Genomic DNA, 14,280 nt, shown 5'->3' with positions numbered 1-14,280 from the left:
GCGTTTTATCAACTCCGTCAATTTTTGGAGTACAAGGCTCTGCGTGCGGGGGTTGCTCTGATTCTTGTTCCGCCTGCCTACACGTCGCAGACCTGCCACCGGTGTTTGCACATTCATCCCGACCCTGTGCAATCCTACCGCAGTGGAAAGAAGTTTAAGTGTGGACACTGTGGATGGGAAGGGGATGCGGATTTGAATGGTGCGAATGTGATTGCGCTTTTGGGGGCTGCTGTAAACCAGCCTAGAGGTTCGTGGTTGGCTTGCCAACTGCAGGGCTACCGAAAGCCCGCCCTGTACTGCGAAGCAGTCAGGGTCGGGTAGTTTACTAGTCTTTGACCCATAGCACTGACCCTTGCCCCTGGCTACAATGGGGGGACATGCTTAATAAAACTTCAGAACCCAAGGGTGGCTATGGTTGTCAGCTTGGAACGGGATCCCTGCGTGGTGCCTTCTGCTGGGGAGTTGCGGCAGGTGCTACAGGGGGTTGGCCCTCGTTCTTGTCCCTTGCAGTACAACTTTCACCTACACACTCGTTGTTCGGATGGGCAGATGGATCCCGTGGATCTGGCGGAGCAAGCACGCCGGCACGGTCTGAAGGGACTGGCCATCACCGATCACCACACCCTGAAGGGCTACGAGCGAGCCCGCGCCCACCTGGATCGTCCCGACGACCCCATCCTGTGGCCGGGGATCGAGATCACAGCCAACCTGTTGGGCTGTGAAGTGCATATTCTGGGCTACGGCTTCGATCCCACCGATGGTGTCCTGGATCCCTTTGCCCAAGGGGAGCAGGTTCCCGGCTTGCCCGCCGCCGACGCGATCCAGGCCATTCAAGCGGCAGGAGGCTTGGCGGTGTTGGCCCATCCCTTTCGCTATTGCCTGCCTGCAGAGGAAATTGTCCCAGCCGCAGCGGAGTTGGGAGTAGACGGCCTTGAGGTCTACTACGCCTACAAAAACCCGGAGATTTGGATCCCTAGCCCGGAAGTGACGGAGAAAGCCGAAGAGCTGGCCGAGACCTACGGACTTTTGAAAACCTGTGGCACCGACTCTCATGGCCCCAGTATCCTGAGGCGGATTTGAGCCAGGCTACCCAGAACAAGCTGCTACGGGCGTGGATAGAGCAGCTGACCAAGCCGGCGCAACTGCTCTGCAGTGCCCATACACAGCAGCAGATCCCCCGGCTGCAACAGGGTTTCTCCGCTGGGGCCACCGATCAACTGGCCATCGGCCCGCCGGATTGCCACCACTAAAGCTCCGGATCGGTTTCGCAAATCGGCTTTCCGTAGGGTTTGCCCGACATAAGGACATTCTTGGGCTGCCAGCTCGTACTCCTCCAGGTAGAAAGTGCGATCCCGACCGGCAAGGATGCCATCCACAAAGTCCACAACCCGAGGACGCAGGGCAGCCGCCGCCATGCGTTTTCCGCCCGTGATGTAAGGAGAAATGGCATGGGCAACGCCCGCCCGCTGCAGTTTTTGCAAAGCCTCCTCCGTATTGGCGCGGGCAATGGTGCGAATGCGGGGGTTCAAGGTGCGGGCCGACAAGACCACGTAGAGGTTCTCGGCATCGGAAGACAGGGCGGCAATCAGCCCCTCCGCCTGTTGCACCCGCGCTTCGAGCAAAGTGGCATCTAGAGTACTATCCCCCTGGAGAGCCACATATCCCAGCTCTTGAGCCACCTGAATCGCCTCAGCAGACTGATCGATCACCAAAAATGGCACCCCTTCTGCTCGAAACTCTTGGGCCACCTGCCGGCCAATGCGCCCGAAACCGCAAATGATGTAGTGGTTGTTCAGCGCTTCCATCTGTTTCTTCCATTTCCGTTGCCGGATCCCTTCCTGAAAATGTCCCTGGATGAGGGCCTCTGTAAAGCGATTCACCATGAACCCAATGCTCAAGACCCCCATCAGGATCAAGGCCACCGTAAACAAACGCCCCCGCTCCCCCAGCGGCTCCACCTCCATAAAGCCAACAGTGGTCAGGGTGATGATGGTCATGTAAAAAGCCTCCACCCACGGCCACTGCTCCACCCCGTGGTACCAAAGGGTACCGATCAGCACCACACACACCAATGCCCCCACGCCCAAGCCGAGGTCTCGCCGGATTCCGGGATCCCTTTTGGCAGCCTGGAAGAGGGGACGAGCAGAAGCCATAGAGCCCAGCCAGATCTAGCCCAGGAAAAGGAAGCAAGAACTAGAATGGGGAAGAACCCGTTGTTGTTCGGTAACAAGTGGAGTGCGGATGCCTGAATACATCAAAGTGGAATATCGGATCGACAAAAACGGACAGGTCACCGAGACCGTACTGAATGGTTCTGGCTCCAGTTGTACCCTAGCTACCGCCGGCTTGGAATCGGCTCTCGGAACTGTGCAGAAACGGGAGCTCTTGCCGGAGTTTCACCAACTGACTGAAATCGAGAGGGAGTCAGAAGTCTCTTTGAAGCAAACCCGCTGACTCCATATCCATTTGCCTAGGGTTCTCACCATCTTCTCACTTTTTCTTTTTGCTCCCCTTTCCGGCCGTATTGCCGGCCCGTGCCGCTCCAACCGCAGCCTGAAACAGCCAAACAGCCAATGGAGCAGCGACAACCAAGATGATACTGGTGGGGCCGACGCCAAAATCCGGCTCGCCAGAAGCCAGCTCGAAAATTGAGCCAACAGCAGCAATGGCGCTGAGGCAGGAAACGGCCAAGAGCAGGTAACCTTTAACGCTGGTGGTCATAGAGAACCCGTTTGTGGACTAAACTTGTGCGGCTCGAAGGCAAGCCGGTTAGATGCGTATTCATTCGCCAAAAAGCCCTCCCACTCCTGAGAGGGCTAACTTTTATGCTAAAGGCAGGGATCCCTGTCCAGCAAGGCAAAACCAAAAGTGGGATCCCTAGAAGTTCAGCACCTAGGGTGTGGATTTAGCCGTTCACGATGATCTTGCCGACCATTCCGGCCCCACGGTGGGGCGTGCAGTAGTAGGTGTACTCACCTGGAGGAACATCAACAAAAGCCGACTCCACCACCTGCTTAGGAGCAGTGAGCAGTGCCTTGTGGGAGAGCTTGGCGGCCAGAGCCGCATCTCCACCGGGCACCTTGTCGAAGACAACATTGTGGGGGTAGACCTTGTTGTTCACCCACTGAACGGTATCCCCTTGGTTGATGGTGAGAGAAGGCGGATCGTAGACCAACTGGGCCTTGTCAGATCCCATTTTGACGATGTAGGTCTCGGCAGCAGCAGGGTTGGACAAGAACGCCACAGCCAATCCCCCAACCACAAGGCTGAGCAGGATGAGCTGCAAACGCTTCACCAGGTTAAAAACTAGAGACATGGATTCCTCTCAAAACGCAACAGCAGTTATCCCAGACTTTGCGGCTCGGTTGTTCCCTTGTATGCAGTGAAGAGAACCCAGCCAGGCGGAGGGACAGCAGGGACACTTGAATTCCTAATGTTCATTATAAGGGGGCTCATCCCAAAATAGAGCATGCCCACCCATGGAGCGGCAACATCCATTCTTTACAGGGAGCCGCGGCAGACCGAACCCGCCAAACAGCACAGCTCTTCCAGAAACCTACGGCAACCCTGTTGCCAGGCAATCCGATGCGGCTGGATCCCCGGCCAGTTGGGGCAGGATGTTTTGGCGGTTGGTGAGCGTGCGCAGGGAACCGAGAGCCAGTTTTCCGGGTCGTCCTCATCTCTACCCAAAAGTGCTTCGCAAAGTTTCGCAAAGTAGAGATTCTTTTTCCGTGGGATCCCTTAAAGTCCAAGAGTGTCTTGCCTAACAAATCCGTAGGGTTGTCGATGCACAAGAAGGGCAAATCATCCTAATCTCAAAGAGCAGGTTCTTGGATGCTGCTGGTCGGTATTCCTTTGAGATTCCTCAATAACATCACCTGAAAGTCAGTTGGTTGTTCAGCCCTCACCAAAATAGGGAGTCTGTTAAGATGAGCGTACAGCGTTCACTCGTAGTTGGTCCAAGCAAGAGTCGGCTTGCAACAAGTTTAGAATCGACGGATCAGCGGCTTAACATTCAAATCTTGGCCCGGTGTATTGGCACTGCCTTGAACCTGGGCGCTCCTCTCAGGGTTGAAGTGCACTACACCTCAAAAGTGCAGCAGTAAGGTTTTCTTACCAGGCCGATCTGGAGGCACAGCTTCATACTGCAGTTTTTACTTATCTGAGCCTGGAGTGAGTTTTTGGACTTCTTACTTCACTGTATAGCCATATAGCCACTGCTAGCTAAGACAACGCATCTAGCGTATGAGGAAACTCCTCTGGCTCTCTAGAAGAGAGGAGCGAGCGTAAGCCAATTTCTCGGCCAGAAGGTTGTATGGCAGTCGGCTACAGGGATCCCTGAACTTCCTGATCCTGAGATGCTTTGGGGATGAGTTACATTGCCATCGGCCAAACCCTTTGCCAGAGGTTGAAACTCTCTCCCTCTGAGGTGCGGGATCCAGAAACCCTTCTGCCCCGGAGGGCAGGGTGCTCTAAGTTGGCTTAACATTATTTCATGACCGGGCCTGGCCCTCACCTTGCCAAGGGCGGGTGGCCAATATCAGTGCCTAGGGATCCGGCTCAACTTCCTTCCCATTGCAGGCAAAACGACCATGGTAGGCATCTTCAAGCGCTTGTTCGGCTCGCGCGGCAAAGCTGCGGCCACGTCCTCACCGGAAACTGTTGCTAAGCCAACCCCAAAGAAAGCGAAAAACGACAATACTTTTTTTCTCGACCCAGATGAAGCCAAAACCCTTGGCAACATCGAGTATATGCGCACCCCCAGGATCGTGAAGCACACCTTCCAGGATTTCGGCAGCAACGAGAAGGTGGAGGTGGTGGAGCAGGTCTCTTCCCTCAGCAAAGTTAAGTTGTCCACAGAGCAAGCCAAAACTCCTGAAACTGCTGCTGAGCAGGGATCCTCCGCTTCAAGCAGCAGCGGAGCAAGCCCACGCCGTCAGGGGGGATCGGACATGGATACCTTCCGCAATATGGCCCGCAGCCTAAAACGCAAATAAGCCAAACTCAGGTTGATCCCTGTCAGAGCCAACCAGGGGCTGGATCCCAGCTTTCCTCTTCGCAGCAGCGACAGGCGTGATACAACTGCTATCGAACCGGCTAATCTGCGACTGAACTGAGGAGGAGCAATGGCGATTAAGCGAGGCACCTTGGTGCGGGCTATCCGCGAGAAACTGGAGGGTAGCTTAGAAGCGCAGGCAAGCGATCCTTTTATTCCCAACTACGTTTTCGAGACCCCCGGAGAAGTCGTGGATATCAAAGGTGACTACCTGCAGATTAAGTTTGGGGCTGTTCCCACCCCTACGGTTTGGCTGCGGGCGGATCAGGTTCAGGAGATGGCGGGTTGAGTAGAAGCACGGAATGTTCCCCATCTGCATACCCCGTGATGGGGTGAAGGGGGATCCATGGCACTCCTGGCTGCTCCCAACCGTGAACAAATCCTGCAGCGTAGGCAGCTTTTGCGTCGGCAACGGCGCAGCCGATTCTGGCAGGGATCCTGGCGCCTGACCGGTTCGATGACCCTCTTGGCGCTGCTGGTGCTGGGCCTACGGCAGCCCCACTGGCAAATTCGTCAGCCAGAACAGATTCAGGTAAAGGGTGCCCACTGGGTCGATCCCGCCTGGATACGGGCACAATTGCCCCTGCAGTATCCCCTCAACATTTGGCAGGTGCAACCGGCTGTTTTGGAAAGGGCTTTGCTGGGATCCCCGACCCGCCCCTCTCCCATCGAAAGCGTCCAGGTGCAGCGGCGGCTGCTGCCGGTGGGTGTCATCGTCCAGGTGCGGGAACGGCAACCTGTGGCGCGCGCGCGATGGGGCAACCAACTGGGCTGGGTGGATGTCCAGGGCAACTGGCTGTCTCCCGATCCCTACCGTTCCCCCAAGTCTTGGCCTGAGCTGGAGCTGCTGGGCTGGGAGAACCACACCCCAGAGCAATGGGCGCTGTTGCTCAGGGCTTTACAGCAGTCTGAAATTCAGATCAGGGCAGTGGATTGGCAATCTGGAGCGGGGATCACCCTGCATACTGAGCTGGGCAACGTCTACCTGGGGCCGATTTCCGACCGCTTGCCCTTGCAAATTCAGACCCTCAACCAAATGCGGGATCTGCGCCGCTACTGCGAGTGTACGCCCGACGACATCGTCCAGATTGACCTCACCAGCCCCAGTGTGCCCACCTTGCAACTTACCCCCACGGCCACCCAGGAGCGCTGGAAAGACCTGCGAATGCCCTAGCTTTGCTATGAACCCGGTGCCGGCGGTGGAGGTGAACCAATTGTGGACAGCTTATCCCGGTCATCCGCCGGTGCTGCAAGGGCTGGATCTACGGGTCGAGGTTGGGCAACATCTGGGGGTGATCGGCCCCAATGGCGCGGGTAAAACTACCCTGTTCCTCACCCTCTGCGGCCTGTTGCCCCCCTGCTCTGGCCAGGTGAGTTTGTTTGGCCAGCCGCTGCGGCCCGGCCAGTTTCGCCCTGAGGTGGGGTTGGTGTTTCAGGATCCCAACGACCAACTGTTTGCCCCATCGGTGGCCGAAGATGTGGCCTTCGGACTGCGCAATTTGGCCCGTCCTGAGGCGGAGATTGCGGCTGCCGTTCAGGCCGCCCTGCAGATGACCGGCACCCTCCATTTGGCCGATCGTCCCCCCCATCACCTCTCCGGTGGGGAAAAGCGCATGGTTGCCATTGCCGGGATCCTGGCGATGAAACCCCAGTTGGTGCTCTACGATGAGCCGACGGCCAACCTCGATTTGCGAGCCCGGCGCCGGTTGATAGTTTTTTTGCAACAGGCCGCCCACACTTTTCTGCTGGCTTCCCACGATCTGGAGCTGATCCTGGAGGTGTGCGATCAGGTCATCCTGTTGGATCAAGGGCGGATCTGGGCCCAGGGATCCCCGGCCCACCTGATGGGCCGAGCCGACCTCATGGAAGCCCACGGCCTGGAAGTGCCCCCCTCGCTGCGCCGATAACGACAAAAGTTGAAAAGATATCAAGAATTATTTTTAAGCTGACAACATTTTTGCCTCTCTTAATAAAAAGCTATCGTGCTAATTAAAAATATTGATTTTCGTCCAGGATTAAATAGGGATATCATTTTGTTAAGTCGGGGATCCCTTCTCTGAGCTGTCCTAGTCAATTTTGTATGATCGATTTTGTACAAGAAAGATGTGGACTTAGCTCAGAGTTGGCAGCTTTGCCCGCCTGAGTGACAGTTGCGCTTAACCCTGATGGCTCCTACAACCTTTTCCGACTTCAGTCTGAGGTCTGCGGCTGGGCAGAGCCTTCTCCCCTCAGAGGGGGGTCTCTGGTGGCTGGGGTAGGTGTCGCCGGGAAAAGCTGTCAATCGAGATTTGGGCAGAGGATCTCTCTGATGAAATCGAAAGGAGATTGCATGAGCGAACCCAATAAGCGAGATCACTTTGCCTTGTTGCTGGGTTCGACAACGTTCAGGAACTGAGTGTGTTCAAAAGTGGAGAGTTGATATGCCTATTGCAGTTGGAATGATCGAAACCCGCGGGTTCCCGGCAGTGGTAGAAGCTGCCGACGCCATGGTCAAGGCAGCCCGCGTTACCCTGGTGGGTTACGAGAAAATCGGCAGCGGTCGGGTCACCGTGATCGTGCGGGGGGATGTCTCGGAGGTGCAAGCCTCGGTGGCTGCCGGTTTGGAGTCTGCCAAGCGGGTGAGCGGGGGTGAGATTCTCTCCCACCACATCATTGCCCGTCCCCACGAGAACCTGGAGTTTGTGTTGCCCATCCGCTATACCGAGGCGGTAGAGCAGTTCCGCACCTAGTCCCCACTTCAGTAAAGTTCGCACCCCAGAAAGTTCGCACCCCACTTTCACTTTCAGCGTAAGGAGTACCTATGGCTATTGCAGTTGGAATGATCGAAACCCTGGGCTTCCCGGCAGTGGTAGAAGCTGCCGACGCCATGGTCAAGGCAGCCCGCGTTACCCTGGTGGGTTACGAGAAAATCAGCAGCGGTCGGGTCACCGTGATCGTGCGGGGGGATGTCTCGGAGGTGCAAGCCTCGGTGGCTGCCGGCATTGACTCGGTGAAGCGGGTGAACGGCGGCCAGTTGTTGTCTTGGCACATTATCGCCCGTCCCCACGAGAACCTGGAGTACGTGTTGCCCATTCGCTACACCGAGGATGTGGCTCAGTTCCGCGAAGGGGTAAATGCCATCCGTCCCTTCACCCGTCCCTGATGCGTATTGCCATTGTGCGGGGCACCGTCACCAGCACTCAAAAGGATCCCAGCTTGACGGGCGTGAAGTTTTTGTTGGTGCAGTACGTCGATCTCGAGGGCCAGCCGCAACCCGATTACGCTGTGGCTGCCGATCCGGTGGGGGCCGGCATTGACGAGTGGGTGCTGGTTAGCCAAGGCAGTGCCGCTCGCCAGCCGCAAGGAAACCAGACTCGCCCGCTGGATGCGGTGGTGATGGCGATTATCGATACGGTCAGCGTTGGCGGTCGCTCTCTCTACAACAAGCGCGATCAACGCTAGCTGGGATCCCTTCCCTTCTCATCTCTCTTGCTGCCCTTGTCCGCCCTACTGCGTTCTAGAGGCTCACGGTTATGCCTGCTCACACCTATGCTGCACCGCCAACGCCCTGGTCTCGCCGACTGGCGGAGCCCAAGATCGATCCCACAGCCTACGTGCATTCTTTCTCCAACCTCATTGGGGATGTGCGGGTGGAAGCGGAGGTGCTGATCGCCCCGGGAACTTCCATTCGCGCTGACGAGGGATCCCCCTTCCACATTGGCGCCAGATCCAACATTCAGGATGGGGTGGTCATCCACGGCCTGGAACAGGGGCGGGTGATAGGAGAAGACGGCCAACCCTACTCCGTTTGGATTGGCAGAAACACTTCCATTGCCCACATGGCTCTGATCCACGGGCCGGCCTACGTGGGCAACGACTGCTTTATTGGCTTCCGCTCGACGGTGTTCAACGCTCGGGTTGGGGATGGCTGCATCATCATGTTGCATTGCCTGATCCAGGATGTGGAGATCCCCCCAGGCAAGTACGTGCCTTCTGGATCCATCATCACCACCCAGGCCGAGGCCGACCGGCTGCCCGACGTCCAGGATAGCGATGCCAAGTTTGCCCAACACGTGATCGGCATCAACCAAGCCCTGCGAGAGGGCTACCAGTGCAGCGAAAACCTCGTCTGTATCGCTCCCATCCGCAACGAACTGCAGCGCACCTCTAACTCAACGGCTACGGAGACGGCACCCATGACTCATTCTTCCCATCGCGGCAATGGCCGGAACGGCGGCGGATCCCCTCTCAAGCCGGAGGTGGTGGAGCAAATTCGTGCCCTGTTGGCCCAAGGCTATCGCGTGGGGCTAGAGTATGCCGATGCTCGCCGCTTCAAAACCTCTTCCTGGCAAAGCGAAAGCCCAATCACCAGCACCCACGAGGCGGAGGTGGTGCAGTCATTGGGGGCCATCCTGGCAGAACACCAAGGGGAATATGTGCGCCTGCTGGGGATCGATCCCAAGGCCAAACGGCGGGTGCTGGAGCAGATCATCCAAACCCCCGATGGGCCGGCGCTGGTTTCTGGGATGCCCAGCCGCGTCTCGGCAGCCGCTGCCCCGAGTTCTGGCACATCCGGCCCTCAGTCTGGCTCAGGGCTAGAGGAAGAAATCCGAACGCTGTTGGCGCAGGGGTATCGCATTGGCCTGGAGGTGGCCGATGCCCGCCGCTACCGCACCTCTTCTTGGCAGACCTTGAGCAATTTGAGCGGTCAGCCGCAGGAGATCCTGGCCGCTGTTCAGGCTGCCCTAGCAGAGCACCAGGGAGAATATGTGCGCCTGTTGGGGATCGATCCCAAAGGCAAACGGCGGGTGCTGGAGAAGGTCATTCAAACCCCGCAAGGCCAGGTGAGCAGCAGTCCTGCAGGAACCGGCGTGGTGGCAGATACGGCTCCTGCGGCAGGGGGCAGTGCCGGCCTGGATCTGGAGGTGCAGGAGGAGGTGCATCGGCTGCTGGCTCAGGGCTATCGCATCGGCTACGAATATGCCGACGAGCGCCGCTTCAAAACCTCTTCCTGGCAGAGTGGGCCGGCCATTCGCGCCACCCGCGGGCCAGAGGTGTTGGCTAAGCTGACGGCTGCCCTGGCGGAGCACCAGGGAGAATATGTGCGCCTGCTGGGGATCGATCCCAAAGGCAAACGGCGGGTCTATGAGCGCATCATCCAAACCCCTAGCGGAAAATCTGCTGCTGCTGCCGCGGCTCCTGCTTCTGCCCCCAAGGGATCCCCTTCTGGCACCCGCCTCAATGCCGAGGTGGTGGCTCAGGTGCAGCAGTTGCTCAGCCAAGGCTACCGCATCGGCACCGAACATGCGGACAAGCGCCGTTTTCGCACCTCTTCTTGGCAAAGCTGTAGCCCCATCGAGGCCACCCAAGTGCCGCAAGTGGTGGCAGCTCTGGAAGCCTGTCTGGAGGAACATCGCGGCGAATACGTCCGCCTGCTGGGTATTGACCCAAAAGCCAAACGGCGAGTGCTGGAGCAGATCATCCAAACCCCTTGAGGGATCCCAGCTTTTTTTGACCTCTGTTGGTTCAAGCCCAACCCCCCAGCGATGAGGAGCACTTTGTTGGCCTCTACTTTGCCCAACTCCATGACGCTCCGCGCCTTGCCTGGCCAGAACGACGAAACTCGCTATTTTGTCAGTGGTGAGGTACAGGTGGAAGCCGGGGCGGGGATTGGGGCAGGGGTGCTGCTGCGGGCCAACCCCGGCTGTCGAATTCACATCGGGCGCGGCGCGTGTATCGGCATGGGATCCGTTCTGCACGCCTGTGGGGGATCCCTCATCGTGGAGGCGGGAGCAACCTTGGGAATGGGGGTGCTGGTGATCGGGCAGGGCACCATCGGCAAAAACGCCTGCATCGGCTCAGAAACCACAGTGCTGAATTGTTCGGTGCTCAGCCAAGCAGTCATTCCCCCCGGCTCGCTGCTCGGGGATCCCACCTATGGTTTCGATCTCCAGGAGGCGGGCGGCAGCAAGCCCATCCCGGCAGAGCCCTCGCCGGCGGCAGTGGAAATGGCTCCAGAGATGTCGCCTGAGCCGTCTCCCCCACCCAGTTCTCCGGTGGCCAATGTTGAAAAGCAAACCCGCCGTTGGCAGGAAGCTGCCGAGCAAACCCAAGAAAAGTCCGGTTCCCCAAGGACCAAAACGCGCAACCTCAACGGGATCCCTGGCCATTCGGAATTGGATCGCCTCTTGAGCAAGATTTATCCCCATCGACAGGTGCTCTCCTCTGGGGATAGCCGGCTCTAATGGCTAAACTGGCGTGAGTAGTTAGGATGCCGATGTCAACCTCCCTGGGCCTGATTCAGACGCGCAGCTTTCCGGTCATCGTGCGCATTGCCGACGCTATGACCAAGTCGGCAGGCGTGACGCTGATCGGCTTTGAGAAAACCTCGGGGGGCTATTGCACAGCCATTGTGCGGGGGGGAATTGCCGATGTGCGCATTGCCATTGAGGAGGGCATTGAGCTGGCCCGCCAGTTCGAGCAAGAGGAGATCTCCAGTTTGGTGATCCCGCGCCCCCTGCCCAACTTGGAAGTGGTACTGCCGATCAGCAGCAAGCTGTCTCAACTGGCACAAAACCGCGGCTACAGCCGCCTCAGTAACTTGGCCGTGGGCCTGCTGGAAACTCGCGGCTTCCCGGCAATGGTGGGAGCTGCCGATGTCATGCTCAAAACCGCGGATGTCCAACTGGCGGCCTACGAGACCATTGGGGATGGCCTATGTACGGCCATTATCCGCGGTACAGTGGCCAACGTGGCCATTGCCATCGATGCCGGCATGTACGAAGCAGAGCGCATTGGGGAATTGCACGCGGTGGCAGTGATCCCCCGCCCTCTGGACGAACTGGAGCAAGCGCTGCCCGTGGCCAGTTGTTTTGTTGCTCAACCGGTTACCCTGCCGGTAACCCTTCCTCAAGTTCAGGAACAGGAGGTGCAACGCAGCGATACAGCCGTAGAGCGGATCCCTGTTTATCTGGAGCCGCCTGAAACTCCCTAGCCCCCTGAGAAACCCATCTGTTGCCCAAGAAAGCCGAGCAGGGCAGAGGGGAAAAATGCTAGGCTACTGGAAGACCTGGGTCCGTGCAGCTCCGACGCCCAAACCGTGTCAGGATCGGAAGATAGCAGCACCACGGGATGCTCTGAGCAGGCGCGTCAACCCGGGTCGCCCTTTGCAGCCCTACTTCTCTCTGCTGGGTTCTCTCCTCCTTGCCCTAGCAGCGCATTACACTATGTCCGAAACAGACAATCCCCTCGCCAACTGGGCTCAAAAAGCCTTTTACTTCGGCATGGGTTTGGCGGCTGTGGCGGCGGATAATGCTGCCAAGGTGGCCAGCAAAGCGGGTATCCGTCTGATGGAGTTGCGCAAGCAGGCGCAAGCTTTGGTGGACGAGCTGGTGGAGCGGGGGGCGATGACCGCTGAAGAGGCGCGGGCTTACATGGATGCCATCGCCGCCAACGCCAACCGCAAGGGAGAAGACAGACAAACTGCCGGCCCCCGCAAGATCACCATTGATGACATTAGCGATACCGAGGGCGAGGCAGGCACGGCCATCGAACTTTCAGAAGCGGCCCGTTTGCGCCAGAAGATCGCCGAATTGCAAGCTGAGTTGGATCGCCTCAAGGGCAAATCTTGAGCGGAAGGACAGCCCGGCAGGAAGGTAGGAATGCATTGCTTCCTAGCTCCTCTCCCCTTTTGCATAGCGGAAGCGGTACCGCAGAGCACTTGGGAAGTGTCTCAACCTAACTTGAAATGACCCTAAAGATTGAGGCTACCGTCAGGTGGATCGTCTCTGTGAAGTGTTAGGGATCCTCATCCTTGTAGAGCGAGGAGCAGGTCAAGCTGATTCATTTCCAAACTGCAGAAAAGATAAGGGCGTCTGCCGGGTGGGCAGGAGCGTCTCAATCGAGTCTCAATCAAACTGGGTTGAGTTTGAGCTCAGGCAGCAGGAATGAGGATCCCGTCTTCCGAGAGAAACCGGGAGCTGAGAAAGGGACGCAGCGCCTTGGGAATGCGAATCGAGCCATCCGGCTGTTGGTGATTTTCCAGCAGGGCAGCCAGAGAGCGCCCCACCGCCAAGCCAGATCCGTTCAGGGTGTGGACAAACTGGGTGCCTTTCTGGCCGGCTTCTTTGTAGCGCAGGTTAGCACGGCGGGCCTGAAAGTCCCAGCAGTTGGAGCAACTGGAGATCTCGCGGTATTGATTTTGGGAGGGGAACCACACCTCCAAGTCAAAGCAGCGGGCTGCCGCAAAGCCCAAATCGCCGCTACACAGCTCCACCACCCGGTAGGGCAGCTCCAGCATCTGTAAAATGGCCTCGGCATCCTGCACCAGCTTCTCGTGTTCGGCTTCCGATTGATCTGGGCGAGTGACCTTAACCAGCTCCACTTTTTGAAATTGGTGCAATCGGATCAGCCCCTTGGTGTCGCGGCCATAGCTGCCCGCCTCGCGGCGAAAACAAGGGGTGTAAGCACAGAAGTAAAGAGGGAGGGACTCCGCAGGGATCACCTCATCCCGGTACAGGTTGGTGAGGGGAACTTCCGCGGTCGGGATCAGCCACAGGTCGTCATCAGCACAGCGAAAACTATCTTCGGCGAACTTGGGCAATTGCCCCGTCCCCTGTAAAGCAGCGCTGTTGACCAAAAAGGGCGGGATCACCTCGGTGTAGCCGGCTGCAACGTGGCGCTCCAGCATCATGGCAATCAAAGCCCGTTCCAGGGCCGCGCCCGCCCCTACCATAGCCACAAAGCGGCTTTGGGCCACTTTGACCGCACGGCCAATCTCCAGCAACCCCAGTTTTTCGGCAATCTCGTCATGGGGAAGGACAGGATGGGCCGGCTTTAGCTCCTCACCCCAGCGGCGCACCTCTACATTGTCGGTCTCATCTCGGCCAACCGGCACGCTGGGCAGGGGCAAATTGGGCAGGGTGAGCAGCCGAGCGCGAATCTCCTCTTCCAGCTCTCGTTCCCGCTGCTCCAGTTGGGCGATCTCGGCCTTGAGATCCACCCCCCGCTGCCGTAGGGCCGCCACTTCGGGGCCCTGGGGATCCGCCCCCTGGCGGAGGATCTCGCCGACTTTTTTGCCGAGGCTGTTGCTTTCGGCCTGCAGGGATCCCTTGCGGGCCTCCAACTGCCGCCGCTCCCGATCCAACTGCAGGATCCCGTCCAGATGGACTGTGGCCCGGCGATTTTGCAGGGCTTGGCGTACTTGTTCAGGGCGATCCCGCAGCAGCTTCAGATCCAGCACAGAG

At 58.2% G+C, this 14,280-nt stretch carries 18 protein-coding genes and 1 other RNA gene; 15 read left to right on the top strand and 4 right to left on the bottom strand.

What is annotated here, in order from left to right:
- Positions 1–321 (top strand): zinc ribbon domain-containing protein (locus tag ACVWZG_RS12155; protein ID WP_457415399.1); only part of this gene is annotated, 321 nt, incomplete at its 5' end.
- Positions 322–411: 90 nt separating this feature from the next.
- Positions 412–1,080, top strand: coding sequence for a PHP domain-containing protein (locus tag ACVWZG_RS12150; protein WP_457406617.1), 669 nt, complete (start codon positions 412–414; stop codon positions 1,078–1,080).
- 23 nt (positions 1,081–1,103) lie between these two features.
- Here the strand turns inward: ACVWZG_RS12150 and ACVWZG_RS12145 are convergent, their stop codons facing one another.
- Positions 1,104–2,153 carry a potassium channel family protein gene (locus ACVWZG_RS12145; protein ID WP_457406619.1) on the bottom strand — a complete coding sequence of 350 codons (1,050 nt, stop codon included), beginning with the start codon at positions 2,151–2,153 and terminating at the stop codon, positions 1,104–1,106.
- A gap of 88 nt (positions 2,154–2,241) precedes the next feature.
- Here ACVWZG_RS12145 and ACVWZG_RS12140 point away from each other — a divergent pair, with 88 nt between their 5' ends.
- A complete protein-coding gene (locus ACVWZG_RS12140; protein ID WP_011433403.1) occupies positions 2,242–2,454 on the top strand; it encodes a DUF2997 domain-containing protein in 213 nt (70 codons plus the stop codon).
- A gap of 36 nt (positions 2,455–2,490) precedes the next feature.
- On the opposite strand, the gene ACVWZG_RS12135 is transcribed toward ACVWZG_RS12140, so the two are convergent.
- Complete coding sequence (locus ACVWZG_RS12135; protein WP_011433402.1) at positions 2,491–2,721, bottom strand: hypothetical protein; 231 nt, start codon at positions 2,719–2,721, stop codon at positions 2,491–2,493.
- 184 nt (positions 2,722–2,905) lie between these two features.
- A complete protein-coding gene (gene petE / locus ACVWZG_RS12130; RefSeq protein ID WP_011433401.1) occupies positions 2,906–3,316 on the bottom strand; it encodes a plastocyanin in 411 nt (136 codons plus the stop codon).
- Between the two features lie 1,276 nt (positions 3,317–4,592).
- Here petE and ACVWZG_RS12125 point away from each other — a divergent pair.
- The 12 genes from ACVWZG_RS12125 to ACVWZG_RS12070 all read left to right on the top strand — a co-directional run bounded on the left by ACVWZG_RS12125 (position 4,593) and on the right by ACVWZG_RS12070 (position 12,666).
- Positions 4,593–4,997 carry a hypothetical protein gene (locus tag ACVWZG_RS12125; RefSeq protein ID WP_457406622.1) on the top strand — a complete coding sequence of 135 codons (405 nt, stop codon included), beginning with the start codon at positions 4,593–4,595 and terminating at the stop codon, positions 4,995–4,997.
- Between the two features lie 129 nt (positions 4,998–5,126).
- On the top strand, positions 5,127–5,345 hold the full coding sequence (gene ndhO, locus ACVWZG_RS12120) for an NAD(P)H-quinone oxidoreductase subunit O (RefSeq protein WP_011433398.1): 219 nt from the start codon (positions 5,127–5,129) through the stop codon (positions 5,343–5,345).
- A gap of 57 nt (positions 5,346–5,402) precedes the next feature.
- On the top strand, positions 5,403–6,230 hold the full coding sequence (locus ACVWZG_RS12115; RefSeq protein ID WP_457406625.1) for a cell division protein FtsQ/DivIB: 828 nt from the start codon (positions 5,403–5,405) through the stop codon (positions 6,228–6,230).
- 7 nt (positions 6,231–6,237) lie between these two features.
- The gene (locus tag ACVWZG_RS12110; RefSeq protein ID WP_414329211.1) at positions 6,238–6,963 is read left to right on the top strand and encodes an energy-coupling factor ABC transporter ATP-binding protein; all 726 of its coding nucleotides are present in this window, start codon (positions 6,238–6,240) and stop codon (positions 6,961–6,963) included.
- A gap of 513 nt (positions 6,964–7,476) precedes the next feature.
- Positions 7,477–7,785: a carbon dioxide-concentrating mechanism protein CcmK gene (locus ACVWZG_RS12105; RefSeq protein ID WP_011430450.1), complete on the top strand. Its 309-nt coding sequence runs from the start codon at positions 7,477–7,479 to the stop codon at positions 7,783–7,785.
- A 71-nt stretch (positions 7,786–7,856) separates the two neighbouring features.
- Positions 7,857–8,198 (top strand): carbon dioxide-concentrating mechanism protein CcmK, encoded by a 342-nt coding sequence (locus ACVWZG_RS12100; RefSeq protein WP_011433395.1) that lies wholly within the window; start codon positions 7,857–7,859, stop codon positions 8,196–8,198.
- Entirely contained in the window at positions 8,198–8,497 is a 300-nt protein-coding gene (locus ACVWZG_RS12095) for a EutN/CcmL family microcompartment protein (protein ID WP_011433394.1), read from the top strand. The genes ACVWZG_RS12100 and ACVWZG_RS12095 overlap by 1 nt, the downstream gene beginning before the upstream one ends.
- A 71-nt stretch (positions 8,498–8,568) precedes the next feature.
- Positions 8,569–10,530, top strand: coding sequence for a ribulose bisphosphate carboxylase small subunit (locus tag ACVWZG_RS12090; protein WP_457406628.1), 1,962 nt, complete (start codon positions 8,569–8,571; stop codon positions 10,528–10,530).
- A 66-nt stretch (positions 10,531–10,596) separates the two neighbouring features.
- Positions 10,597–11,280 carry a hypothetical protein gene (locus ACVWZG_RS12085; RefSeq protein WP_457406630.1) on the top strand — a complete coding sequence of 228 codons (684 nt, stop codon included), beginning with the start codon at positions 10,597–10,599 and terminating at the stop codon, positions 11,278–11,280.
- A 32-nt stretch (positions 11,281–11,312) separates the two neighbouring features.
- Entirely contained in the window at positions 11,313–12,029 is a 717-nt protein-coding gene (locus ACVWZG_RS12080; protein WP_457406633.1) for a carbon dioxide-concentrating mechanism protein CcmK, read from the top strand.
- 72 nt (positions 12,030–12,101) lie between these two features.
- An RNA gene (gene ffs / locus ACVWZG_RS12075) (signal recognition particle sRNA small type) lies at positions 12,102–12,199 on the top strand.
- 62 nt (positions 12,200–12,261) lie between these two features.
- On the top strand, positions 12,262–12,666 hold the full coding sequence (locus ACVWZG_RS12070; protein ID WP_414343637.1) for a hypothetical protein: 405 nt from the start codon (positions 12,262–12,264) through the stop codon (positions 12,664–12,666).
- A 302-nt stretch (positions 12,667–12,968) separates the two neighbouring features.
- On the opposite strand, the gene serS is transcribed toward ACVWZG_RS12070, so the two are convergent.
- Positions 12,969–14,276 carry a serine--tRNA ligase gene (gene serS / locus ACVWZG_RS12065; protein ID WP_457406636.1) on the bottom strand — a complete coding sequence of 436 codons (1,308 nt, stop codon included), beginning with the start codon at positions 14,274–14,276 and terminating at the stop codon, positions 12,969–12,971.
- Positions 14,277–14,280 lie beyond the last annotated feature (4 nt).

The sequence above is a fragment of the Thermostichus sp. OS-CIW-33 genome (assembly GCF_054059615.1).
This window is presented reverse-complemented; position numbering and strand designations above follow the sequence as displayed.